The sequence below is a fragment of the Sinomonas sp. T428B genome, from assembly GCF_056780155.1.
In genome coordinates, this window is sequence record NZ_JBRAZR010000001.1 from 2,868,129 (window position 1) to 2,891,205 (window position 23,077).

Consider the following 23,077-nt stretch of genomic DNA (forward strand, 5'->3'; position numbering starts at 1 on the left):
GTGGCAGGTCGTAGCACGGGTGCGCTAGTGCTCCTGGCCGTGGCCCTCCCCCTCGCGCTCTGCGCCTGCTCCCCCGCGGCGCCGCGGTCGACGGCGACGTCCGCGACGGCGGTGACCGGCCCGCCGTCGTCCGCCCCCGTTTCGGTGTCCCAGACCCCCACCTCGACGGCGCAGGCCCCCACGTCGGCGTCCCAGACCCCCATCTCGGCGTCGCAGGCCCCCACGTCGGCGGTGCGGCCGGCGGCGGCGGCCGACCCGGCGAGCCCGCTCGTCGTCGTGAACAAGCGCACCCCGCTCACGCCGATCGACTACGCGCCGCCGCTCACCGTGCCCGCCGTCCCGCTCGCGGCGGCCGGCGAGGGCGCGCAGCTGAACCCGACGACGGCGCGTGCGGCCGAGGCGATGTTCGCCGCGGCGGCGCGGGACGGGGTGCAGATGGTGCTGCTGAGCGGCTACCGGTCCTACGCGACGCAGGCGACGACATACGATGGCTGGGTCGCACGGCAGGGGCAGGAGGCGGCAGACGTCGCGTCGGCCCGCCCGGGCTACTCGGAGCACCAGACCGGCTTCGCCTTCGACATCGCGGACCCGAGCGGGGCGTGCTCGCTCATGCCCTGCTTCAAGGACACCCCCGCGGCGGTGTGGGTGGCGGCGCACGGGCATGAGTACGGGTTCATCGTGCGGTACCCGTGGTGGCACCACGAGACCACCGGCTACTACTACGAGCCGTGGCACCTGCGGTACATCGGCGTCGAGGCGGCGGCGGACATGCACGCGCGCGGCATCGCCACGCTCGAGGAGTACCTCGGGCTGCCGGCGGCGCCGACGTACTGAAGTCTTGCCAGCAGCGCTGGCGGCGTGAAAATCATGGAACAGATGGGGGTGGAGGAACGATGGACGAGGAAGAGGGGATGGAACGGCGGGAGTGGGCCGACGCTGCCAAGGAGATCCAGGAGCTCGCGCAGGGCGTGCGGGGCCGGGTCCACGGACTCGAGTCGCGGCGGGACCTGGAGAAGATCATCGGCCTCGCGCGGAAGATCGAGAAGGGCTCGGCCCCCGAGTAGCCCGCGGCGTCCCGGGCCTAGGCCTCGCCGTCCTGGACGGAACGGCCAGGCAGCTCCTCGACGGGGACGAGCACGATGTCGTGGATCTTCCAGTCGAGGGCACCGCAGGCCTGGCGGGTCCTCTGCAGCACGTCGAGCGGCGGCACGGTACCGTCCCGGGGCACGACGAACGCCTCCACATGGAAGACGTGGCCCAGGTCCCGGACCCGTGACTCCGCCGCGACAACCCAATCCAGGCCGCGGAGGTAGCCCTCGATCCGCTCCTTCAGCGGGTGCGGGGACTTGTCGTCGAAAGTCCTCGCCCGTTTGTCCATGAGTCCGGCGACCGCCGCGCGGAGGTTCCTCACGCCGTCGTACAGGATGTCCACCGAGATCAGGATCGCGGCGGCGGCGTCGGCCCACCAGAGCCCCACGCCGATCCCGAGGATCCCGATGATCGCGGCGCTGGCCGTCAGCCAGTCCGCCTTGTTCATCTCGGCATCGGCGTAGAGGACCTTGTCGTGGAGCTGCTCGGCGACTTTCATCTTCTTCCGGCCCAGGATGGCCGGCGGGACGGACGTGACGGCGAGAACGGCGATCATGAGCCAGCCGAGCCAGACGGTCTGGCCGAAGAGGGCCACCCCGCCGATCGTGGGGGGCTTTGCCTGGAGAAGGTCGATCGCGGAGTCGACGACGAGAAAGCCGCCCATCGCGACGAGCGACACCGCCGCGACGAGGTGGGCGATGCCGATGGAGCGGTGGAAGCCATAGGGGTGTTCCCGGTCCGGCTGGCGCCGGATGAAGCGTCCGGCGACGAGGAACGCGAGCGGCGGCAGGAGCGAGAGCATGTCCTCGACCCATGCCACCTTCATCGCCTGGGAGTTGCCCAGCACCAGGAACACGAGCACGGCCGTGCCCGAGAGGGTCCCGAGCGAGATCCATTCGAGGCGCTTGGCCCTGCGGAGCGCCTCCCGCTGCTCGGGGGGCAGCTCCGTTCTTCCGAACCGGGCCGGGGCCGCCTGCCTGCTCATCGCTGCTTCCGATCCTCGAGGAAGGTGTCCAGCTCGAGGAGGAAGGCGTTCTCTCCCTCGGGGACGAGCAGGACGTGCTTGGCCTTCCTGCCCTGCTCGTCCACCGTCTCTCCGTAGGACCGGGTCATGCCGGCCTTCTCCTGCCACGGCGAGTCGTCGCGGAAGCCGCCCGCCGCGGCGTCGAGCTCGCCCTCCCGGAGCCCTTCCACGAGTTCCCGTTCGGTGCCCTCGACCCACTCGACGTCGGCGCCGAGGGCGGCGGCGAACTCGCGGACGAGCTCGGGCTCGGTTCCCCGCGGCTCGCCGCCGCCGCGAAGCTCCACGAACCCGGGGTTCTCTGTCACGCCGACCCGCAGCACCCCTCCCCTGACCCGATCCAGGGTGCCCTCGGGGTCTGAGGGGATGGAGATCCCGCAGCCGGTCAGCACGGCGGCGCACAACGCGAGTGCCCACGCTGTGCCGATCCACTTGCGCATGCTTCAGCTGTATCAGCAGGGGTGCGGCCGGTCCAGTGCTCTGCCCGAGCAGGTCGCCGGGGCGGCGGCGTTCCCTGGCCTGAGTACCCGGCTGGGACGGCCAAGTAGTGATGTTCCGGAAAGACGCGTAGTCCGCGGGCAAAGTCGGGTGCGCGGACCCGCAGACCAACCCGCACCCCAGTCCGTAGCGTGAGAAATGCACTCGTCACCACCATCTGCACCGCCGCAGAACCGCTCCCAAGGGGACCCGCCATGAACCGCTCCACACCTCAGATCGCGCGACTCGCGGCCGCCGTCGTCGTCCCCGGGATCCTCAGCGGGATGCTCGCCGTCTCCGCACCCGCCGCCGTCGCCGCTCCGGCAGGCTCGCAGGCGGGCATATGCAGCGGCGTCGTCAACCAGTACTCCCATCGGGGCGTGGTTCAAGAGGGCCTGCTCAAGGCAGCGGCACGGAAGAACGCCGTGCTGATCGCCGAGCTCCAGGCCCAGCGCACGGCGCTGCAGACTCGGGCCGACACGCTCACGGCCGGTATTGCCGGGCTCGAGAAGGAGATCGCCGATCTCGACGCGCAGAATGGGCAGCTCAACACGGACATCAGCGGCAAGAACACTGAGCTCTCGTCGCTCGCCGTGTCGACGACCGACACCGAGCAGGAGATCGTGGAAGCAAGGGCCGAGCTGGCCCGCCTGCAGGCCTCCTTCCAGGAGACGCAGGACACCCTCAACCCGCTGCTGGACCAACTGGCCGCCGCCAAGGCCGCGAGCGCCGACCTCGCCGCCCAGAAGGCCGGCCTCGAGGGCGACCTTGCGGAGACGCGGTCTCAGCTCGCCACCGCCACCTCCGAGCTCGATGCGCGGAAGGCCACCGCCGATGCGGCCGGGGCCGCGGTGGCGGCCAAGACCTTGGAGATTGCCACTGCGCAGTCCGAGCTCGCGGCCCTCGTCCAGGCCGCCGACAAGGCGGCGGATGATGCCGCGGGCGCAGCCGCTACAGTGGAGGCTGCCGCTGCCGAGCTTGCCCGCCTCGAAGGAGACGCCACCGCCGCTCAGGACGCCCTCGACGCCCAGCGCGCCGCTGTGGAGAAGGCGCAGGGCACGCTCGCCCAGCTCACAACGGCCTCCCAGGCCGCCGCGAAGGCCGTGGCCGACAAGACCGCCGAGATCGCGGACGCCGAGACCCTGCTCGGCACACTCCAGCTTGAGCAGGCGAACGCCGCCGCGGCCGTGGACGCCACGATGACTCAGCTGGCCGATGCCCGTACTGCTCTGACGGCCCTTGAGCAGGATGCCCAGAAGGCGGCTGATGCCGTGGCAGCGAACCAGGCCGCGATCGACCAGGCCCTCAAGGACATCACCGGCCTCGAGAACCAGATCGCCGCCAAGCAGGCGCAGATCACCACAGTCCAGAACCAGCTGCGGCAGGCGATCAGCGAACTCGCAGCCCTCCAGGCGCGCAAGACCTTCCTCGAGACGGAGATCGCCCGCCTCAAGGCCATCAAGGACAACAAGGACGGCGAGAAGAAGAACCGCGAGGCGCTCATCGCCCAGTACGAGGCTGAGCTTCCCATCCTCACCACACAGATCGCCGACAAGACCACTCTCATCAATGGTCTGAACGGCAATCTCGCGCTCCTCCAGACCCAGGTGCAGACGCTCAACGCGGCCCTGTTGGTCAAGAAGCAGGAGAGCGCCGCGCTGCAGACGCAGACCGCTCCGCTCCAGGAGAGCCTCACGACCGCGAACAACGTCGTGACGGCGAAGGAGGCCGAGATCGCGGCGCTCCAGACGCAGCTCAGCTCCGGCCAGATCCGCCTCCAGGACGCCACCGCCGCCGTGCAGGTCCAGCAAGGCGTCCTGGCGACCCTCACCGCGGAGCTCTCCGGTCTCCAAGCCGCCGCAACGGCAGCTGCCAAGGCCGTCGTGGACCAGGAGGCCGTCGTGAAGAACCTCGAGGCGGCCCTCCCTGGGCTCACCGAGAATCTCGAGGCCGCACAGCAGGAGGTGGCCAAGCAGCAGGCCAAGCTCACCGAACTCAATGCGGCGAAGGCCGCCGCGGACCAGCGGCTCCTGGAGGCCGAGGCCGCGGTGACGGCCAAGGGCGCTGAGATCGCCACGCTCGAGTCGCAGCTGTCCACCCTCAAGGGGGAGCTGGACGCGGCGACCCAGGCCGTCGCCGTGAAGCAGGGCGAGGTCACCAACCTCAATGCCGAGATCGCCAAGCTCGTGGCCGCGCTCGAGGTGCTGAACCCGCAGATCGCCGCCAAGGAGGCCGAGATCCTCGCACTGAACGCCCGGGTCACGCCGCTGCTCGCGACGCTCACAAGCCTCGAAGGCGAGATCAGCGCCACCGAGGCCCGGCTCAAGGATCTCCAGGCGCAGCTGACCACTCTCGACAAGAAGGTCACCGAGGCCAAGACCGTGCTAGCGAATCTCGAAGCCCAGAAGAAGCAGAACAAGGAGGCGATCGCCGCCCAGACGACGACGGTCACCACCCTGCAGGGACAGCTGGGCAGCGTGCAGACGGAGATCGCAAAGATCGATTCCACCATCGCCAACGGCGGCTGCGCCGTCTGACACTCGGGCTTTCTCCCGCAGGGCGGGACGGACTGCAACTCCGTCCCGCCCTTTCCTCTGGCGTCTAGCGCCCCGATAGGGTGTGGGCATGCTGAGTGGATTCAAATCCTTCATTATGAAGGGCAACGTCATCGATCTGGCCGTGGCCGTCATCATGGGTACGGCGTTCAGCGCCGTCGTGGACGCGCTGGTCAAGAGCGTCCTCATGCCGCTGATCTCGCTCCTCGTGGGCGAGCCGAACTTCAACGACTTCCTCGCCTTCGGCGACGTCAGGTTCGGCGTGTTCCTGACCGCCGTCGTGAACTTCCTGCTCGTCGCCTCGGCGATCTACTTCGTCGTCGTCATGCCGATGAACCACTTCATCGAGCGCCGCAATCGCAAGCTGGCCATCAAGGACGAGGACCAGGGCGAGAAGGTCGATCCGCAGATTGCGCTCCTGACTGAGATCCGGGACTCCCTCAAGGCCTCCCGGGACTAGAGGTACCCGGCCCCTTCACGGGGACCCACTCTCTCCAGAGGCTCCACGAGTCAACTCCCGCTCTTGTCTGCCTTCGCGGAGCTTCCTAACATGAGCAGCGGTCTCACGAACGCAGGAGGTCAATCGCCATGTCTGTCATTGTCGCGGTCAAGGTTTCCGGCGACACCAACGCATTCATGAAGTCTCTCGACGAACGCGCGGACGACTACCGCAAGATCGCTGAGCGGGCGAAGGAGCATGGGGCCCTCCACCACCGGTTCGCCGTTGGCGACGGGTTCGTTCTCGTCAATGACGAATGGGAATCAGTGAACGCGTTCCAGAGTTTCTTCTCGGACCCTGAACTTCAGAAATTCATTGGTTCCGTAGGCGGGGATCCCAACACAGCCCCTGAGATCACTGTCGCAGAATCGATCGATTCTCCCGACCAGTTCTGACCGCCGCCACCTCCGGCAGACCCATTCATCATTGAGCCGCCAGTTGATCCGCATGAACCTGGCGGCCCTGCTTCGCGTTTGATTAAACCCGTTGCACGTGCCTCTCCTCTAGGGAGTGCCCCCGGAGAGAACGTTCGCCTGCTCCGCACCAAATGCCTGCCCTCTTTCCAAGAGCCTCCGTCTGCTGGACCACGGAAGGAAAGAGGCAAGCATTTTACACGGGACGTCTACTGAAATTTGCCTGACGGTCTTGTAAGGGGACGGCGGAGGGTGTCAATGGGGGGTGGCAGCATTTCCGGGTCCAGTGGGGGAGAGCGCGGTTGGGAGAATCTCGGGGCAGGGATGCGCGGCCGTTCGCAGCACGCAGGTTCTTGTACGAGATGTCTCCCGGAAGGCGGGGTAATCCTGAGCCGGCTGCCCCTGACCCTGGCCGCCGGCCTTGCCGCAGTCATCGTCGCGGTCTGGCACCCGGGCATGGCGGCAGGCCAGCTGTTCCAGATAGGGCTCCTCCTCCACGCGACGATGCTAAGGCCATCGCGACCGCCCACGGCGGCACCATTGACTGCACGAGCTCCCCCGGACAGGGCAGCACCTTCGCAGTCCACCTCCCCGACCCCCATCCCGCACCCGACCACCGCACCCCGTAAGGGAGAGGGACACCCATGCCCGCTGAATGCATCGCCCTGGTCATCGAAGACGACGACGACGTCCGACGCCTCATCAGCATCGCCCTGTCCAGTGCGGGGCTCACAGTCCGCGAAGCCTCGACCAGCGGCACCGGTGTCCAGGCCGCGCGCGAGCACCGCCCCGACGTCGTCCTTCTGGACTACGGCCTTCCGGACCGAAACGGCCTCGACACCGCCGCTGACCTGCGCGGATTCACCGACATCCCGATCCTGCTGCTCACCGGCCGAGTGGACCTCATCTCCGGCGCCCACCCCGGGATCACCGCCGCCATGGCCAAGCCCTTCCGCATCCGAGAGCTCCGAGCCCGCGTCCTGGAAATGCTCCCCAAGTTCGAGAGCCGGACGAACCCCGACGACTAGGGACGGCCGGAGCGACTGCCCCGATCCGCCGCGGGAGGATCCGCACCGGTGCCGATGGATGATCCCCAGGCCGTGCGCCCGCCCACCGGGAGCGTGACAAGCACGACGTCGCATTCTTTGAACACTGTGTAGGCTAGTGACCCATGATTGCTCCGTTGACTGCCGGGATGGCCCTGGCTGCGTCAGTCACGGGTGCGGGCCTCTCTGCCGCGGCTCCGGCGGAGGCTGCTCAGTGTGAGCCCGAGCGCCTGCCAGTGACTGCATGCATCGAGGCCGAAGACTCCCTCCTCTCGTCCCCCCTCCCGACCCTGTCGTACTCGCTCAAGGCGACATCTCCGTCGTCGTCCCCCACCCCGTCGACAACGGCGACTCCGACGCCCTCCGGCACCACCACCAGCACGGCGCCTGCACCGCAGCCGACGGCGGCCCCGAGTACGACAACCCCGCAGGCACCCGCAGCCCCCACCCGCCAAGTCCCGACGGCGCCGGGCCCGGTCCAAGGGGCCACTACGATTCCCGTCCCCAGCGGCAGCGGTCAGACGGCCCCGGCACCGGCCGTGCGCCAACAGGGCCTCCCTGCCCCGGGCGAAGCCACCGCGGAGCCCTCGCCGTCCCCCTCCGCGGCGACCGAGTCGGCGAGTCCATCCGCCTCCGCGAGCCTCCGCGCGTCTCACACCAGGAATGAAGCCACACCCGACGACGGCCACGTCGCCACGAGCCAGGTATCCCGGAAGCCCCTCGAAATCAGCCCGGGCCCCGTCATGTTCGCCGCCGCGGGCCTGCTCCTGACGTCCATCTCGGGCGTGGGGCTGTACCGCCGGCGGGTCGCCAATGCCCTCGAGCGGCGCCTCGCGGAAGAGGCCGGGAAGGTCTGATCACCACGTTTGGGTGAGGGCGTGGCCACCTGTCCAGGTTTCGGGGCCAATCGCGACGTAGCTGATGTCCTCCGCGAAGGACACCCGCCCTGTCTGGCGGAGCCATCGAGCTCGGAGGACGGAGTGCCGTTGGTGCGGATGCTAGTCGCGGCTGTTGATAGAAACTTGGCGTCGGGGGCCCTCTGGCTCCAGCGTGACCGGCCTTCCGCGGACAAGGTGAGGTAGTGTACCCCTACACGTATACCGTCGTAATACGAGGGGTGAGGGCATGGCCGGCCGCCAGAGATCTGTCATGGAACGCGCGTATGCGGAGATCAAGAAGCAGGTCATGACCCTTGAGCTCGCGCCTGGCTCCGTGGTGGACGATATGCGGATCAGCGAGAAGCTTGGCATCAGTCGGACCCCGGCCCGGGAGGCCCTGTTCCTGTTGGCGTCCGAGGGGCTCATTGTGGCAGACCAGGGCAAGAGCGGATTCTTCGTCAGGCCCCTCGATCTGCTGGACCTCTCGAGCCTGTTCCAGGCGCACATGGTCGCAGCCCGGGCCATTTCCCGGCTCCTTGCGACGCGCGCGACGCCGTCGGACATCACACAGCTTCGCCGGGCGGAGGCCAAGGTGGTCAAGGCCATCGAGCGCCAGCGACCGGCGGAGGTGGCCTCCAGCAATGCGGAGCTGCATCGGCTGGAGGCTACCGCCGCGCGCAACGGCTACCTCGCCAGCATGGCCTGCTCGATCCACGACCAGGGCCAGAGGCTGGGCTATCTCGCCTTCGGGGGTGCGACGTCCTGGGAGTCGCTCCACGACCACTTCCTTCAGGTCCAGAAGGACCATACCGAACTCATCGACGCGTACGAGGACCACGACCCGGATACAGCCGAAGCCATCGCGTCCCGCCACGTGGTCCTCTTCCGCGACCGCATCCTCAGCTTTGTCACAGAGAATCCGGGCGGTCCCATTGATCTGGGCGGCGACATCCTTCCCTCCGTGGAGCTAGCGCGGCCCGACGCGGAATAGGCCATAGGCGGCGTCGTCCTGGCCCTCGTGGAAGAGCTGTTCGGCCCGGGTGCGCACCTCACTGCCGGCAGCGTTGAGGATCTGGTCGATGGCGCCGGCGAACCATCCCGTGAACATATAGTCGCCCGTCCCGCCCTCCGGCCGGGTGAACACAGAGTGCCGGACGGCGATGGAGGCGGTGCCGGCGTCGAGATCGAGGTCCAGGATCTCGAACCGGCCCCAGCCGCGCTGCGAGAGCCTCGTCAAGTAGTGCTCGAAGACGTCCGCACCGGCAAGGCCGTGCCCTGCGGCCTCGTGCTCGCACCAATGCCAGGCCGAGGCGTAGCCGGCGTCGTAGAGGAGTTGGGCGTAGCGGTCCACGCCCAGCTCCTTCTCCACGGCGAGGTGATTGTTCACGAAGAAGTGGACGGGGACGTAGACCATGGGCAGGGAGTCGGTGCTCCACCTGCCCGTCTCGGAGTCGACGTCGATGGGGACCTGTGGCGCTCCCATCAGCCGCCCCAGACGTCGTTGAGGACCCGCATCCAGTTCTCACCCATGATCTTCCTCACGCGCTGCTCTGAATGGCCCCGCTTGAGGAGGGTCTCAGTGAGGTTCGGGAACTCGCCGACCGTTCGGATGCCCAGAGGATTGATGATCTCCCCGAACTCGGTCAGGCGCCGGGCGTACCCCTTGTCATGCGTGAGCCACTCGAAGAACCGCTGGTCCTGCCCCTGGGTGAAGTCGGTGCCGATGCCGATCGAGTCCTCACCGACGATGTTCATGACGTACTCGATCGCCTCGGCGTAGTCGTCGATCGTCGAGTCCGTTCCCTTGGCGAGGAAGGGCGCGAACATCGTGACTCCGACGAAGCCGCCGTGGTCAGCGATGAAGCGAAGCTCCTCGTCGGTCTTGTTCCGCGGGTGCGCCTTGAGCCCATACGGAAGGCAGTGGGAGTAGCAGACGGGCTTGGAGGACTCGAGGATGACCTCCTTCGAGGTCGTCGCACCCACATGCGAGAGGTCGCACAGCATGCCCACGCGGTTCATCTCCGCCACTACTTCGCGCCCGAAGCCCGAGAGCCCGCCGTCGCGCTCGTAGCATCCGGTACCGACGAGGTTCTGGGTGTTGTAGCACAGCTGCACGACGCCGACGCCGAGCTGCTTGAAGATGCTGACGTAGCCCAGCTGATCCTCGAAGGCGTGGGCGTTCTGGAAGCCCAGGATGATGCCCGTCCTGCCCTCGGCCTTCGCCGCGCGGATGTCCGCCGTCGTCCTGACCGGCCTAACGAGCTCATTGTTGTCCTCGATGAGCTGGTTCACCTCAAGGATGTTGTTCACCGTCTCCTGGAAACCCTCCCAGACCGAGACAGTGCAGTTGGCCGCCGTGAGCCCGCCCTTGCGCATGTCGAGGAAGAGGTCCCGCTCCCATTTCGCGATGATGAGCCCGTCGATCACGATGCTGTCCTCGTGCACCGTTCCCGGGCTGATGGTCTTCTCTGCCGTCACTGGTTGTCCTTCCTGAGACCGAGGCGAAGGATGCCTCGTCTGTGCTCGAAATAATACGACCGGTATTTGTCAATGGGAAGAGTGGCTCCGAATCGCTACTTCCAGCGGCTGCAGAACCCCGGAAACACGCTGGAAACACTCGATTACCTCCAAAGATCTTGGTCCGGCCCCTGTTCAGATGACGCTGGCTCTAATACAGTTCGTATATGCCGCTCGAAGTGACCGGGACCACAGCCCGGGATCCACAGCGTCAACCTGTCCACTAAGCGCCCGACTGGCGGCCCGCACGCAGAGCGGCCCGCCGCCCAACAGGAGGCGGGATCATGTCCGCTATCGAACCCCTTGAGAAGACAGCAGCCCCCGACCTAGCCGTGATGAAGAAAGTCATCTCCGCGGCTGCCATCGGCAACTTCATCGAATGGTACGACTTCGCCGTCTACGGCTATCTGGCCACGGTCCTCGCGGCCAACTTCTTCCCCGGCAGCAACCCGACCTCGGCCCTGCTCGAGACGTTCGCGGTGTTCGCCGTGGCGTTCGCCCTGCGGCCCATCGGCGGGATCTTCTTCGGCAGGCTCGGAGACCGCATCGGGCGCAAGAAGACGCTCTCGCTGACAGTCCTGCTCATCTCGGGCTCGACGGCCTTCATCGGCCTCCTGCCGAACTTCGCCGCACTGGGAATCTGGGCGCCGCTCCTGCTCGTGCTGGCCCGCTGCGTTCAGGGCTTCTCGGCGGGCGGCGAATACGCCGGCGCCTGCGCCTATGTGATCGAGCATGCACCGCGGGAGAAGAAGGCCACCTACGCGAGCTTCGTCCCCGTCAGCACGTTCTGGTCCTTCGCCTTCGCGGCCGGCTTCACTTTTGTGCTGGCACAGATCCTCGGGCCCACCGCCATGAGCGAGTGGGGATGGCGCATCCCCTTCCTCCTGGCCCTTCCCCTCGGCTTCTTCGGGTTCTACCTCCGCTTTAAGCTCGACGAAACGCCTCTCTTCCAGCACATCGAAGAGGACAAGGAAGTCGCTGCCTCTCCCCTGCGCGAGACGATCCGCGAGCATTGGCGGACCATCCTGACGCTGGCCGGCTTCATCGCCGCCACCGCCCTGTCCTTCTATACCTTCACGACCTACATGTCGACGTTCCTGCAGGTCGTGGGCGGCCTCAGCCAGCCGGCGGCCCTGCTGTCAAGTTGTATCTGCCAGGTGCTGGCCGGCCTCCTCTGCCCGTTCGCGGGACGCCTCTCAGACCGCATCGGGCGCCGTAGGACGACGATGGGCGCCTGCGCGATCCTCATCGCCGCGGTCTTCCCCGCCTTCATGCTGGGCACCACCGGAAACCTGAGCCTCGCCGTGCTGGGGCAGTTCCTCCTCGGCATCGGCGCGGTCCTCACAGGCATCGTCACCGCGGTGCTCATGTCCGAGCTGTTCCCGACCAAGGTCCGGTACACGGCGTCGGCCACGACCTACAACCTCGCCTATACGGTGTTCGGCGGGACGGCTCCCTTCATCGCCACATGGCTGATTGCCCAGACCGGCAACAAGTTCTCCCCGGCCTTCTACCTCGTCGCCGTGTGCATCATGGCGTTCGTCGCCTGCTCGCGACTGCCCGAGACGAGCAAGCGGTCCCTCGACTGGTAGCAGAGAACTGTATTGAACGTGGGGCCTCAGCGCGATGCGCTGGGGCCCCACGGCATGCCCCGAGGCTGAGACCCTTCAGCCCGCCGCCGGCATCCTCGGCGTCAGGAGCGCCCGAACTATGCCATGCGCGCCGGCCAGGTTTCGGCCGTTCCAACGCCGCCCTGATGGTGGCCTTGCAGCGAGCATCATGGGCCCCTCCGCGGCCACTGGAGGAAATGCTGTGCCAATCCTTGACTGGTCCTAGCCCAGCGGGCGGTGAAGCTGCCCCACGATGGAAGCGGAAATGCCCGGCTCCTCGGAGGAACAGCAATGATCCAGTCACCCCCACGGCCCGTGACCGCCGAGGGCGCCTCCAGGTGGGGACTGGCAAGCGTCTTCGCGCGCCGGTTCCCGCTCGTGGCCAAGGCAGCACCATTCATCCTGTGGATTCCAGCACTCGCCGCGCTCAACATGATCGTCCGCCACCTGCTCACGGACGCCAGATGGGGGGAGGACTCACACGCCTACTGGCTCGCGGCGCAGGGCCCCTTCGAGTATGGGACTCGACCCGGCCAGCCGGACGCCTACCTCTACTCCCCCGCCTTCCTGCAGATCATCCGGCCGGTCGCCCTGCTGCCGTGGCCCGCGTTCAGCCTCCTGTGGACGCTGTTCCTGGCCGCGGTGCTGTTCTGGCTGGTCCGCCCTCTTCCGCTGCGATTCGCCATCCCCGTCGCCGTCACCTGTCTTCCGGAACTGATCGTCGGGAACATCTACCTGCTCCTCGGAGCCGCGGCCGCGCTGGCCGTGCGCCGCTCCGAGGCCTGGGCCTTCCCCATCCTGACGAAGGTGACGACCGGCGTCGGCCTGCTCTGGCATGCCGCACGCCGCGACTGGCGAGGAGCAGCGTGGGGGGCCGGCGCCACGGCGCTCGTGGTCCTCGTCTCCGCACTCATCAGCCCGCAGGAGTGGATCGACTGGATCCGCTTCCTGATCACGAACCGGAGCAACACCCCTGACAGCACTGTGAGCTTCGTCCTGCGCTGCGTCACTGCCCTCGCGCTGACACTGATGGCGGCCCGGAGGGGATGGGCCTTCCTGCTGGCCCCCGCCGTCATGCTCGGGGCCCCGGTGTTCACGGGCCCCCTCCCGCTCATGACCCTCGCAGCCATCCCGCGGCTGCTGCTCGCGGATACCGGCAGCGCCGGTCCCGCGGGCGCATCCGAGCGGGCCGCGCGCTAGACAGCCACGAGCTCCACGATCCCGTACACCCCCGTGTCGATGACCCGCCCCGGCGCGAAGCCGGCCGCCGCGCCAAGCGCCTGCAGCTCGGCGGCGGAGCGCTGGCGGCCCTCGGTCTGCGCGAGCATCATGAGGTCCGAGACCGAGACCGGGAACGCGGCCACGTTCGGCTCCTGGAGCCACTCGAGGACCAGCACGCACGCCCCGGCGGGCGCCGCCGCCCGCACGGAGCCGAGGATGGCCCGGCACTGGGCGTCGTCCCAGTCGTGCAGGACGTCCTTGAGCAGGTATACGTCGGCCGCGGCGTCGAACCCACCGAACAGGTCCCCCTCCACGGTCCGCACCCTCGCCGCGACCCCGCGGGAGGCGAGGTACTCCCCCGCCGAGGCGAGCGGCCCCGCCTGGTCCACGAGCACGCCGTCGAGCGCGGGCCGCGCCCGCAGCACCTCGGCGAGCATCGCCCCGGTCCCGCCGCCCACGTCGCACACGGTCCCCGACTCCGGCCACGGGTAGGCAGCGACGATGAACGGCGCGGACACGAGTGTGAGCTCGTTCATGGTCCGCGCGAAGCCGGCCTCCTCCTCGGGGTGCTCGGCGAAGTGCTCCCAGATGCTGCGGCCGGTCGCTGCGTTGAATGCCGGCCGCCCGTCCCGCAGGCTCTCCGGGAGACGCCGCCAGCCGGCGAGGTTCGCGTCCGAGGTCATGTAGCGGATCCAGCCGGCCATCGAGTGCGGGTGGTCCTCGAGCAGGAGCTCCCCGACCCGGGTCAGCGAGAACCGGCCGTCCCTGCCGAGGCGCGTGATCCCGTAGACGGCCAGTCCGCGCAGCACCCGGTGGACGATGTCCGCGTGCAGCCCGAGCTCCCGGGCAACCTCCGCAGCCGTCGCCCGTCTGGCCGCGAGCGGCTCCACGAGCCGCGTCTCGAGTGCCGCCTTCAGCAGCAGCACGGCGGCGACGCCGCCGCTCACCTCGAGGAAGCGCGCCTGCGGCGGCTGGAGCGCGCCGGCTGCGCGCTGCAGCGCGGCGCCGAGCTTCTGGAGGACGCGGACGACGGCGGGCGGCGGGGTGCGCATGTGGCCACCCTAGCGTCAAGGATCAGGCGGCACCGGCGGTTCGTGCCAGGAATGCCTGGCCGCGCACGACGTGCGCCTCCATGGCCCCCTCCGCGGCCAGGCCGAGCGCGCGGTGGGCGGCGCCGACGGCCCGCTCCGCGCGGCCATCGGCCCACGCCGCTTCGGCCAGTGCGAGGAGGATCTCGACGTCGAGCCAGTGGTACGAGTCCGTGACGCGCCGGCACAGGGTCGCGGCGTTCTCCATCCAGGCCAGGGCCGTCGCGGGGTCGCCGGTGGCGAGGTGCGTCAGGCCGACGGTCTTGGCCGCGAGGCCCTCCCAGCACGGGTCCTGGATCTGGCGGGCGAGGACGAACGTCGCCTCGGCCGACTCGCGCACGCTCACGGGGTCGCGTCCCAGGGTCAGGTCGATGTGGCCGAGCCACGCCTCGGGCCAGGGCCGGAAGGCGGTCCACCGTTCGTGGTCGGCCGCCCGGCACGAGTCCCTGGCCCACTGTGATGCATCACCGATCCGGCCGAGCGCGTACAGGCTCCGGGCACCCAGGCCCAGGACCCAGGCCTCCCGCCGCGCGGCACCCGCCGCCCGGCTCAGCTCAAGGGCCTCACCGAAGCGCTCCGCCCCGGCCCGGGCGTCCCCGCCGTCGTGCAGGTTCATCGCGGCGAACCCCGCAATCGCTGCGCGGAGCGCGAGGTCCTCGCCCGCGAGGGTCTCGGCGGTCGCGAGGTTCTGCGTGGCGCTCGCCCGCCGGCCCGCCAGGATGTCCGTGTAGGCGAGTTCGGAGTAGGCCTTCGCGGCAAGCTGCCCGTCGCCTGCCGCGCCCGCGCGCTCGAGGGCGGTGCTGAGCAGGACGGCGCCTTCGTCGTCGTATCCCCTGACGGCGTGGACGAGCGCCGTGCCGAGCTCGGTGAGGCAACGGGCGAACAGCCGCGCGTCGCCCGCGAGCTCGGCGGCCTGGGTTGCGGAGCGCAGGCACTCGACCCCTGCATCGGCCGCCCCGGCCGCGAGCGCGGCGAGGCCGGCCTCGAGCTGGGATGTCGCAATGGTGCGCTGCCCGACGCCCGGCACGGGCGCGGCGTAGCTCGGGCGGGTCGCGGCGCGGATGGCCGGGGACGCCGTCACGCCGAGCTCGCGGGCGAAGAGCCGCTCGGAGGCCTCGGCCTGCCGGACGGCGGAGTCGACGTCCCCGGACTGCGCGAGCGCCTTGACGAGCAGGACGTGGTGGCCCTCGTCGTAGGGGGCGCGCCGGACCATGGCGCCTGCCAGCGCAACGGCCCGCTCGGCCTCCCGTCCTGAGAGGGCCCGCAGCGCCTCGCCGCGCATCGCGGCGAGCAGCTCGCCGTCCACGCGGTGCCGCTCGACGGCGAGCCATGCCGCGAAGGACGCCCCGGCCCCGGCGTCGAGCCCTTCGAGGAACCGGCCCTCCGGCCAGGGCTCGGGCAGGACGCCGCGGGCGAGCTCGCCCACGTCCGTCTCGATGCCGGCGGAGACGAGGGGCGGGAGCGGGTCGCCGCGGAATGCCTCGTGAAGGCCGACGGCGCGGCGGAGCTCCGCGAGCGTCCAGCGGAGGGCGCCGAGGGGATCGTCCGCGTCGGCGAAGAGCTCGTCGGCGAGGACGTGCCTCGGAAGGGGCTTGGCGGTCCGGCCGAGCCTGGCGAGCACGGCCCACGACTTGCGGCCGCGGGGTGCCGGCAGGGGGACGCCGTCGCGTTCCAGGGACATGCTGCCGATCAGGCGCACCCGGAGCACACGGCCAACCTAGCAGGACTCACGCCACGCGGGCGAGGGCGCGGGAGGCGGCGAGGGAATCGAGCCTGAACAGGACCATGTCGCGGTCCCGCTCGTCGAGCTCGTGCAGGACGATCCCGTGGACGATCCCGAACGCCCGCTGCCGCGCGATCTCGGTGCCCTCCCAGTCGACGAGGGCTGCGGCGGCGCCGGGCGCGATGCGGCGGACGGCGGCGGCGAGGACGTCGAGGATGCGGGACTGGGTGCGGGTGCCCTCGGCGTCGATGCGGTAGGCGGTGCTGGTGAGGAGGTCGTTGAGTTCCATGGCTCCAGCATCCGCAGCCACCGTGTGAGCCATCGGGTGACGAAATCCAGCCTTGCCAGCCAATTAATCCAGTCGTAGGATTTATTCCGCCGGCCCGGCATGGGGATGCTGGGCCAGCACCGACTCAGCACCTGACGTCCCGCAACTACCGGCCGAGCTCCTCGCGGCCGGCACTCATCGCACCTGATGACGCACGCCTTTTGCGCGTGCCCCACCCTGGGAGATTCCGCATGTCCATGTCCCTACCCCGCCATGCCCAGACGCGGCTTCGGCGCGTCCTCGCGGCGGCCACGGCCACCGCTGTCCTCTCGATCGCCACGGTCGCGGCCCCCGGTACGGCCTTCGCCGCCCCGACCCCGGGCTCTGGCAACGCCCCCGATCCGATCGACCTCGGCGGCGAGACCACCGTCACCCTGACCCTCGACGGCGAGTCCACGATCGAGACCACGCCCACGGACGTCGTGTTCGTCGTGGACGAGTCCGGCTCGATCGATGCGGGCGAGCACTCGCAGATGGCCACCTTCAACACGAACGTCCTTGCGGGCCTCGTGACCGAGGGCCTCTTCACGAACGGCGGCCGCGCCGGCATCGTCAAGTACTCCGACGACGCTACGACCCAAGTCGCGCTCACGACGAACCACGCCCAGCTCGATGCCGCGTTCCCGAACCGCCTGTTCGGCGGCCTGACCTACACGAACGAAGGCATCGATCTGGCCACCTCGATGCTCGGGGCCGATCCGTCCCGCAACCTCGTGATGATCACGCTCACCGACGGGTTCAGCAACGACCCCGGCGCCACGAGCACGGCGGCCGCGAACGCACGGGCACAGGGCATCGTCACGTACGCCGTCGGCGTCGCCGGCGCGAACCCCGGCGAGCTCGGCAGCATCGCCGGCGATCCCTCACGGGTCTTCAGCACGGCGGACTTTGCGGGCCTCGCGGACCTCGTCGACGATCTCGTGGCCGGCGTGACCCTGCCGGGGGCGACAAATGCGAGCGTGACCGCGACCCTCTCCCCCGACTTCGTGTTCGCCGCCGCACCGAACATCACGGCATCGAAGGGCTCCGCGGCGATCGCCGGGAACCAGATCACGTGGAACATCGGCGACCTCGGCGACGAGAACGCGACCCTCTCCTACACCGTGGCCCACGCCGCGACGACCTGCGGCACGAAGGACATCCACTCCTCCATCGCCTACACGGACGACCAGGGCGCCACGGTCGGCTTCGCCCCCGTCACGGTCGAGGTCACGGGCTGCCCGACGGTCTCGGTCCCGGACGCCTCGGTGCCCGAGGGCTCGACGGTCGCGCTCACCGCGACGGCCACGAACTACGACACGATCACGTGGGCGGACGACGCCCCGGCCATCGGCTCGCTCCTCGGCACCTCGGGCCCGACCGTCGACTACGCGGGCCTGGACGACGGCGCGGACCAGCTCACGGTCAGCGCGTCCCGCACGGTGCTCGGCGGGACCGCGACGGCGGTCGCGACCCCGACCGTGACGGTCACCAACGTCGCGCCCGACGCCGACGCCCTCACCCTCGACACCTACGGCCCGGTCCCCGTCGGCACGCCCGTGACGGCGTCCTTCGGCTTCACCGACCCGGGCGCGGCGGACACGTTCACGGCGCACTTCGACTGGGGCGACGCCACGTCGTCGGACGTCGCGCTCCCCGCGGGCAGCACGAGCGGCTCCGGCAGCCACGCCTTCACGGCCGCTGGCCTGTACTGGGTCTCGGCGACGGTCACGGACGACGACGGCGGCTCGGACTCCGTCGCGGCCGGCACCTACGTCGTGGTCTACGACCCGTCGGCGGGCTTCGTGACCGGCGGCGGCTGGATCAACTCCCCGGCCGGCGCGTACACCCCGGACCCGACACTCACGGGCAAGGCGACCTTCGGCTTCGTCTCGAAGTACAACAAGGGCGCCACCACGCCGTCGGGCAACACCGAGTTCCAGTTCCACGCCGGGTCGCTGAACTTCAAGTCCACGGGCTACGACTGGCTCGTGGTCGCGGGGAACAAGGCGATCTACAAGGGCGCCGGCACGGTCAACGGGGTCAGCGGCTACAGGTTCCTGCTGACCGCCGAGGACGGTACGCCGGACAGGTTCCGGATCAAGATCACCGACGCCGCTGACGCGGTGGTCTACGACAGCAACCTGGGCGGCGGCGACGACGCGGCCCCGGCGACGGCCATCAGCCAGGGCCAGATCATCATCCACAAGTAGGCGGGCAGTTAAAAGGAGCGGGGCCGACACCTGGTGCCGGCCCCGCTCCCCTGCCCTGAAGAGACCTACGCGAGGGCGAGCTGGCTCTGCACGACCCCCGCGAGCCGCTCGGCGATCGCGTGGGCGGTCTCCTCATCGGCCGCCTCGACCATCACGCGGACCACGGGCTCGGTGCCCGAGGGGCGCAGGAGCACCCGCCCGGTCTCCCCCAGCTCGGCCTCGGCCGCAGCGACAGCCGCGGCCACGCCGTCGTCCGCCGCGACCCGCGCCTTGTCCACGCCCTTGACGTTGATGAGCACCTGCGGCAGGCGCGTCATGACGGCGGCGAGCTCCTTGAGCGTCTTGCCGGTGCCCGCCATGCGCGCGGCGAGCTGGAGGCCCGTGAGGACGCCGTCGCCGGTCGTGGCGTAGTCGGAGAAGATGACGTGCCCGGACTGCTCGCCGCCGAGCGAGTACCCGTTGGCGCGCATCTCCTCGAGCACGTAGCGGTCGCCCACGGCGGTCTCGCGGATCGAGACGCCGGCGTTCCGCAGGGCGATCTTGAGGCCGAGGTTGCTCATGACGGTCGCGACGAGGACGTCGTCCTTGAGCTTGCCCGCCTCCTTGAGGGCCAGGCCGAGGATCGCCATGATCTGGTCGCCGTCCACGACCGCGCCCTCGTGGTCGACGGCGAGGCAGCGGTCCGCGTCGCCGTCGTGTGCGATGCCGAGGTCCGCGCCGTGGGAGACGACGGCGGCCTGGAGCTGCTCGAGGTGCGTCGACCCGACGCCGTCGTTGATGTTGAGCCCGTCCGGCTCCGCGCCGATGACGATGACCTTCGCGCCGGCGTCCTTGAAGACCTGCGGCGAGCAGCCGGCCGCGGCGCCATGCGCGCAGTCCAGGACCACGGTGAGGCCGTCGAGCCGGTGCGGGAGCGTGGTGAGGAGGTGGACGATGTAGCGGTCCTCGGCGTCCGAGAAGCGCTGGATGCGGCCGACCGCGCCGCCGGTCGGGCGCAGCGGCTCCGCCGTGAGCAGCGCCTCGATCTCGTCCTCGGTCTCGTCGGGGAGCTTGTGCCCGCCGCGGGCGAAGAACTTGATCCCGTTGTCCGGGGCCGGGTTGTGGCTCGCGGAGATCATGACGCCGAAGTCGGCGCCGAGGTCCGCGACGAGGTAGGCGGCCGCCGGGGTCGGGAGGACGCCGGCGTCGAAGACGTCCACGCCAGCGCTGGCGAGGCCCGCCTCGACGGCGGCGCTGAGGAATTCGCCGGACGCCCGCGGATCGCGGGCGACGACGGCGCGGGGCCGGGTGCCGCCCTCCACCTGCCGGTGTCCGAGGACGACGGCGGCCGCCTGGGAGAGCTTGAGTGCGAGCTGCGCGTCGAGCAGGCCGTTGGCCAGCCCACGCACGCCATCTGTGCCGAAGAGCCTAGTCACCCGGCCAAGTCTACGTAGTGCGCCGACGTCGGAACCACACGCCCTCCTTTATGGCACGCGGGGCCTGGGCCGGCTGTGCCGCGGGCAGGTCCATCCCGAGCAGCGGGAAGGTCCAGTCGTCGAGGACGGCGCGGACGGCGCCCGTGAGCTCCTCGGCGGCGAGGCGCGGCTCCGGGATGGCGAGCTCGAGGACCTCGGCGTTGCGGTACCAGGCAGCCTCCCAGGAGGTCCTGTCCGTGATGTCGACGACTCCCCAGACCCGCGCCGCGGCGTAGGCTCCGGCCACCGAGAGCAGGCCGAGCCGGTGCATCGCCGAGACGAGCTCGACCACCTGGCTCCCGGGCCAGGACCGGCCCGTCGTCCCGGGCATGTGCGGCGCCGGCTCCGGCGCGGGATCGCCCGCGTGGTGGCCCTCAACGCATGAGCGCAGGAACTCCCGCCACAGGGCGAGCTCCGGGTCGTAGGGCTCGCCCGGGTACGGCGCCCCCAGCAGCCGCCGCACCTCCCGCCTCACTTCCCCGACGGTCGAGGGAGAGCTAGACGTCACGAACGCGTAGACCACGCTGCCCGTGACGTCCCCCCACAGCTCCTCCGCCCGTCCCCTGCGCCGCACGTCGGTGCGAGCGAGGTCCAAAGTGACGAGGGTACGGCCTGCCTCGCAGACCGCCCTCGCGTGCAGCGCGCGGGCCTCGGCATCGTTGCCTGCCGCGCGGAGGGCCGCGACGCGGCCCCTGAGTTCCTCGACATAGGGCCCGAGGGCCGCCAGCTCCTCGCCGATCCAGTCGAGCCGGCAGTGCTGGGCCGACTCCATTGGCTCGGCCCCGCCGGTGCGGGAGAGCGGTGCCGGACGTCCGAGCCGCCTGCTCGGAATGAGTGAGTGGGCCATGGAACTCCCCTTTCTGAAACGGGACATGTCCCTGGAGATTTCTACTTGAAGGAACAGGACGGCGCCGTCGCAGACGCAGTCCCTCTGCCGGCGGCATCAGTGACTGCAGCTCCCCCACCCAGGACCACCAGGAAGGAGGCGGCTTCGGCGGTGGTATGGCGGCTGCGGTCCATGATCTGAGTCCCTTCATTGGGCCCGTCGGGGAAGTCGATGTAGAGAAGTCTGTCCCCCTGCGGGGGCTAACGCACCACTGGTTTGGCAAGTCGAGTACCGCTTTTTGAGTACCTACAGGGGCCTCGGGTGTACGCACTCCGAGGCCCCCTGGTACTCGGTTGGCGCTACTTGAACGAGAACACGGCCGTGTGCACCGTGCCGTCGGCGAGCCGCAGCGCGACGGTCCCGCTCCGGTTGATCCATGTCCGGTCGGTCTGCCACAGGTACGTGTACTGGCCCGTGGCGGCGTCGTAGGTGAGCCCCGGCCCGGGGAGCTTGCCGGACTGGACGATCTCCTCGCCCGCGAGCGGCCCGCCCGTCACCGTGAACGTCGGCGCCTCGGCAAGCACGCCGAGCCCGCGGTTCCCGCCCAGGCTGAAGCTCAGCGCAACGGCCCGCCCGGCCTTGGCGGTATTGACCCGGTCCGTGTCCACGCTGCGGAAGAAGCCCTGGAACGGGTAGACGACCCGGTACGAGCAGCCGGCGGCCTCGGACCAGTGCCCGACGCGGTCCCGCACCTGGCCCGAGGCGAGCGTCGCGGTGCGCGTGCCGATGGTCGAGGTGTCGAGGGCGAGCTGCCCGGCCGCCGCCGTCGCGAGCCCCGAGCCGCCCGCCTCGTCCGACGCCGTCCAGGCCGCGGACGCAGACGAGCCGAGCGTCGCCTCGGCGGGGCAGGCGAGCGCGACGGAGGGGTGGACGGCGTCGAGCGCGCCGGAGACGGTCGACGACGCCGTGTTGCCGGCGGCGTCGGTGGCCGTGCCGGTGCGCGTGAAGGCACCCGCCGCGGCCACCGTCGTCGTACCCGTGACGGAGACGACGCCGCTGCCGGCCGAGCCGTCCGGGAGCTTCGCGTCGCCCGCGGAGGCGAACGTGATGCCGACGTTGTCGCGCCACCAGCGCGTGCCGCCCGGGGTGGTGTACTCCGGCGCGCGGCTCGTCGTCGCCGTCGGCGAATTCGGGACGCCGCGGTCGACGACGATCGTCGCCGCGGGCGTGCCCGGCAGGCTCTGCGTCTGGGTGCCTTGCTCGACGGCTATGACCCGGTAGGCGCGGCGGCCCTCCGGCGGCTGGGCGAGGGTGACGGCGGTGCCGGCCAGGCCGGTGAGGACCGTGCTCCACGCGGCGTCGTCCTGGTCGCGGGTCTCGAGGGTGTAGGTCAGGGCGTCGCCGTCCGGGTCGACGGAGGGGGCCCAGCTCAGGCCCACTCCGGTGCGGGTCACGGTGGTGCTGGCCTGCACCTGGCCTGGCGTCGTCGGGGGCGTGTTGGTGCTGCAGCCGACGGTCGTCCACGTGATGCGGTGGTCCGCGGTGACGAAGGCGCCCTCCTCTGCGGTGTTCGCCGACGGCCCGCCGGCGTACCAGCGCAGGGTCACCTCGCCGGGGCCCTCAACGGTCGACTCGAGGGACATCTGGTAGTGGGCGGCCGGGCTCACGGTGCCGTCGGGCAGAGAGCTCCAGTCCTCGGGGAGCTGGATGACCGGCCAGTCGTTGGGGTAGCCGAGCCATGCGCCCTGGGGCATGCCCGAGGCGGTGCCGGCGTCGAAGGCGACGGTCGCGCCATTGGCGAAGACCGGCGTCGTGCCCGGGACGCCCGCGCGCACGAGGGCGAGCGCGGCGTCGAACGGGACAGCCTGGCCGCACGGGATCTCGCCGAGGGCGACGTCGGCGCCCGGGGTGAGCGTGTCGCCGTCGGCGGCGAGCGTGTCGGCGTAGGCCGGGATGGCCACCAAGGACGCCGCGGCTGCGAGAGAGGCAGCGGCGGCCGTGGTGAGGGCGCGTGATCGCGCGCGGGAAGTGCTCATGTGTCCCCCAGGGGTCGTAGGTGCGAGTGGGGGGACTCTACGGAGCGCGGTGTCGAAAGGCACCACTTGCCGGGGGTGTGGGGTACTCGACTTCAGGACAGCGG

At 70.0% G+C, this 23,077-nt stretch carries 20 protein-coding genes; 10 read left to right on the forward strand and 10 right to left on the reverse strand.

Features of this window, described 5'->3' with window-relative positions:
• Positions 1-834, forward strand: a complete 834-nt coding sequence (locus tag ACUYMY_RS13220) for a M15 family metallopeptidase (RefSeq protein WP_481704002.1) — start codon at positions 1-3, stop codon at positions 832-834.
• A 59-nt stretch (positions 835-893) separates the two neighbouring features.
• Positions 894-1,064: a hypothetical protein gene (locus ACUYMY_RS13225; protein WP_481704003.1), complete on the forward strand. Its 171-nt coding sequence runs from the start codon at positions 894-896 to the stop codon at positions 1,062-1,064.
• Between the two features lie 17 nt (positions 1,065-1,081).
• On the opposite strand, the gene ACUYMY_RS13230 is transcribed toward ACUYMY_RS13225, so the two are convergent.
• Positions 1,082-2,074 (reverse strand): cation diffusion facilitator family transporter, encoded by a 993-nt coding sequence (locus tag ACUYMY_RS13230; protein ID WP_481704004.1) that lies wholly within the window; start codon positions 2,072-2,074, stop codon positions 1,082-1,084.
• Positions 2,071-2,550 (reverse strand): transporter substrate-binding domain-containing protein, encoded by a 480-nt coding sequence (locus ACUYMY_RS13235; RefSeq protein ID WP_481704005.1) that lies wholly within the window; start codon positions 2,548-2,550, stop codon positions 2,071-2,073. Before ACUYMY_RS13235 ends, ACUYMY_RS13230 begins: the two co-directional genes overlap by 4 nt.
• Positions 2,551-2,802: 252 nt before the next feature.
• Between ACUYMY_RS13235 and ACUYMY_RS13240 the strand changes: the two genes are divergently transcribed.
• From ACUYMY_RS13240 to ACUYMY_RS13260, 5 genes are all read left to right on the forward strand, one after another.
• The gene (locus ACUYMY_RS13240) at positions 2,803-5,124 is read left to right on the forward strand and encodes a coiled-coil domain-containing protein (RefSeq protein WP_481704006.1); all 2,322 of its coding nucleotides are present in this window, start codon (positions 2,803-2,805) and stop codon (positions 5,122-5,124) included.
• Positions 5,125-5,212: 88 nt separating this feature from the next.
• Entirely contained in the window at positions 5,213-5,602 is a 390-nt protein-coding gene (mscL, locus tag ACUYMY_RS13245; protein ID WP_481704007.1) for a large conductance mechanosensitive channel protein MscL, read from the forward strand.
• A 128-nt stretch (positions 5,603-5,730) separates the two neighbouring features.
• Entirely contained in the window at positions 5,731-6,036 is a 306-nt protein-coding gene (locus ACUYMY_RS13250) for a hypothetical protein (protein ID WP_481704008.1), read from the forward strand.
• Between the two features lie 662 nt (positions 6,037-6,698).
• Complete coding sequence (locus ACUYMY_RS13255; protein WP_481704009.1) at positions 6,699-7,082, forward strand: response regulator transcription factor; 384 nt, start codon at positions 6,699-6,701, stop codon at positions 7,080-7,082.
• A 1,143-nt stretch (positions 7,083-8,225) separates the two neighbouring features.
• Positions 8,226-8,969, forward strand: coding sequence for a GntR family transcriptional regulator (locus ACUYMY_RS13260; protein ID WP_481704010.1), 744 nt, complete (start codon positions 8,226-8,228; stop codon positions 8,967-8,969).
• Here ACUYMY_RS13260 and ACUYMY_RS13265 read toward each other — a convergent pair.
• Together ACUYMY_RS13265 and ACUYMY_RS13270 are read right to left on the reverse strand one after the other, a co-directional pair.
• Positions 8,946-9,461, reverse strand: coding sequence for a DUF5943 domain-containing protein (locus tag ACUYMY_RS13265; protein WP_481704011.1), 516 nt, complete (start codon positions 9,459-9,461; stop codon positions 8,946-8,948). The two genes, ACUYMY_RS13260 and ACUYMY_RS13265, sit on opposite strands and share 24 nt — an antisense overlap.
• Entirely contained in the window at positions 9,461-10,456 is a 996-nt protein-coding gene (locus ACUYMY_RS13270) for a dipeptidase (protein ID WP_481704012.1), read from the reverse strand. Before ACUYMY_RS13270 ends, ACUYMY_RS13265 begins: the two co-directional genes overlap by 1 nt.
• Positions 10,457-10,830: 374 nt before the next feature.
• On the opposite strand from ACUYMY_RS13270, the gene ACUYMY_RS13275 reads away from it, so the two are divergent.
• Both ACUYMY_RS13275 and ACUYMY_RS13280 read left to right on the forward strand, forming a co-directional pair.
• Positions 10,831-12,087, forward strand: coding sequence for an MFS transporter (locus tag ACUYMY_RS13275; protein WP_481704013.1), 1,257 nt, complete (start codon positions 10,831-10,833; stop codon positions 12,085-12,087).
• A gap of 309 nt (positions 12,088-12,396) precedes the next feature.
• Positions 12,397-13,305 carry a glycosyltransferase 87 family protein gene (locus ACUYMY_RS13280; protein ID WP_481704014.1) on the forward strand — a complete coding sequence of 303 codons (909 nt, stop codon included), beginning with the start codon at positions 12,397-12,399 and terminating at the stop codon, positions 13,303-13,305.
• On the opposite strand, the gene ACUYMY_RS13285 is transcribed toward ACUYMY_RS13280, so the two are convergent.
• From ACUYMY_RS13285 to ACUYMY_RS13295, 3 genes are read right to left on the reverse strand one after another with little or no spacing between them, the layout of a single operon-like run.
• On the reverse strand, positions 13,302-14,378 hold the full coding sequence (locus ACUYMY_RS13285) for a methyltransferase (RefSeq protein ID WP_481704015.1): 1,077 nt from the start codon (positions 14,376-14,378) through the stop codon (positions 13,302-13,304). The two genes, ACUYMY_RS13280 and ACUYMY_RS13285, sit on opposite strands and share 4 nt — an antisense overlap.
• 22 nt (positions 14,379-14,400) lie before the next feature.
• Complete coding sequence (locus ACUYMY_RS13290; RefSeq protein ID WP_481704016.1) at positions 14,401-16,095, reverse strand: AfsR/SARP family transcriptional regulator; 1,695 nt, start codon at positions 16,093-16,095, stop codon at positions 14,401-14,403.
• A 46-nt stretch (positions 16,096-16,141) separates the two neighbouring features.
• Positions 16,142-16,426: a hypothetical protein gene (locus ACUYMY_RS13295; RefSeq protein WP_481704017.1), complete on the reverse strand. Its 285-nt coding sequence runs from the start codon at positions 16,424-16,426 to the stop codon at positions 16,142-16,144.
• A gap of 230 nt (positions 16,427-16,656) precedes the next feature.
• Here ACUYMY_RS13295 and ACUYMY_RS13300 point away from each other — a divergent pair, with 230 nt between their 5' ends.
• The gene (locus ACUYMY_RS13300; RefSeq protein ID WP_481704018.1) at positions 16,657-18,657 is read left to right on the forward strand and encodes a VWA domain-containing protein; all 2,001 of its coding nucleotides are present in this window, start codon (positions 16,657-16,659) and stop codon (positions 18,655-18,657) included.
• A 65-nt stretch (positions 18,658-18,722) separates the two neighbouring features.
• Here the strand turns inward: ACUYMY_RS13300 and glmM are convergent, their stop codons facing one another.
• The 3 genes from glmM to ACUYMY_RS13315 all read right to left on the reverse strand — a co-directional run bounded on the left by glmM (position 18,723) and on the right by ACUYMY_RS13315 (position 22,973).
• Complete coding sequence (glmM, locus tag ACUYMY_RS13305) at positions 18,723-20,072, reverse strand: phosphoglucosamine mutase (RefSeq protein ID WP_481704019.1); 1,350 nt, start codon at positions 20,070-20,072, stop codon at positions 18,723-18,725.
• A 10-nt stretch (positions 20,073-20,082) separates the two neighbouring features.
• Complete coding sequence (locus ACUYMY_RS13310; protein ID WP_481704020.1) at positions 20,083-20,958, reverse strand: hypothetical protein; 876 nt, start codon at positions 20,956-20,958, stop codon at positions 20,083-20,085.
• Positions 20,959-21,296: 338 nt separating this feature from the next.
• On the reverse strand, positions 21,297-22,973 hold the full coding sequence (locus ACUYMY_RS13315; RefSeq protein ID WP_481704021.1) for a PxKF domain-containing protein: 1,677 nt from the start codon (positions 22,971-22,973) through the stop codon (positions 21,297-21,299).
• Between the last annotated feature and the right edge of the window lie 104 nt (positions 22,974-23,077).

Excerpts from the sequence above, each read along its gene's own strand:
- ACUYMY_RS13225 (WP_481704003.1), top strand. The coding sequence starts at position 894 with ATGGACGAGGAAGAGGGGATGGAACGGCGGGAGTGGGCCGACGCTGCC.
- ACUYMY_RS13230 (WP_481704004.1), bottom strand. The coding sequence starts at position 2,074 with ATGAGCAGGCAGGCGGCCCCGGCCCGGTTCGGAAGAACGGAGCTGCCC.
- ACUYMY_RS13235 (WP_481704005.1), bottom strand. The coding sequence starts at position 2,550 with ATGCGCAAGTGGATCGGCACAGCGTGGGCACTCGCGTTGTGCGCCGCC.
- ACUYMY_RS13240 (WP_481704006.1), top strand. The coding sequence starts at position 2,803 with ATGAACCGCTCCACACCTCAGATCGCGCGACTCGCGGCCGCCGTCGTC.
- mscL (WP_481704007.1), top strand. The coding sequence starts at position 5,213 with ATGCTGAGTGGATTCAAATCCTTCATTATGAAGGGCAACGTCATCGAT.
- ACUYMY_RS13250 (WP_481704008.1), top strand. The coding sequence starts at position 5,731 with ATGTCTGTCATTGTCGCGGTCAAGGTTTCCGGCGACACCAACGCATTC.
- ACUYMY_RS13255 (WP_481704009.1), top strand. The coding sequence starts at position 6,699 with ATGCCCGCTGAATGCATCGCCCTGGTCATCGAAGACGACGACGACGTC.
- ACUYMY_RS13260 (WP_481704010.1), top strand. The coding sequence starts at position 8,226 with ATGGCCGGCCGCCAGAGATCTGTCATGGAACGCGCGTATGCGGAGATC.
- ACUYMY_RS13265 (WP_481704011.1), bottom strand. The coding sequence starts at position 9,461 with ATGGGAGCGCCACAGGTCCCCATCGACGTCGACTCCGAGACGGGCAGG.
- ACUYMY_RS13275 (WP_481704013.1), top strand. The coding sequence starts at position 10,831 with ATGAAGAAAGTCATCTCCGCGGCTGCCATCGGCAACTTCATCGAATGG.
- ACUYMY_RS13280 (WP_481704014.1), top strand. The coding sequence starts at position 12,397 with ATGATCCAGTCACCCCCACGGCCCGTGACCGCCGAGGGCGCCTCCAGG.
- ACUYMY_RS13285 (WP_481704015.1), bottom strand. The coding sequence starts at position 14,378 with ATGCGCACCCCGCCGCCCGCCGTCGTCCGCGTCCTCCAGAAGCTCGGC.
- ACUYMY_RS13290 (WP_481704016.1), bottom strand. The coding sequence starts at position 16,095 with ATGTCCCTGGAACGCGACGGCGTCCCCCTGCCGGCACCCCGCGGCCGC.
- ACUYMY_RS13295 (WP_481704017.1), bottom strand. The coding sequence starts at position 16,426 with ATGGAACTCAACGACCTCCTCACCAGCACCGCCTACCGCATCGACGCC.
- ACUYMY_RS13300 (WP_481704018.1), top strand. The coding sequence starts at position 16,657 with ATGTCCATGTCCCTACCCCGCCATGCCCAGACGCGGCTTCGGCGCGTC.
- ACUYMY_RS13310 (WP_481704020.1), bottom strand. The coding sequence starts at position 20,958 with ATGGCCCACTCACTCATTCCGAGCAGGCGGCTCGGACGTCCGGCACCG.
- ACUYMY_RS13315 (WP_481704021.1), bottom strand. The coding sequence starts at position 22,973 with ATGAGCACTTCCCGCGCGCGATCACGCGCCCTCACCACGGCCGCCGCT.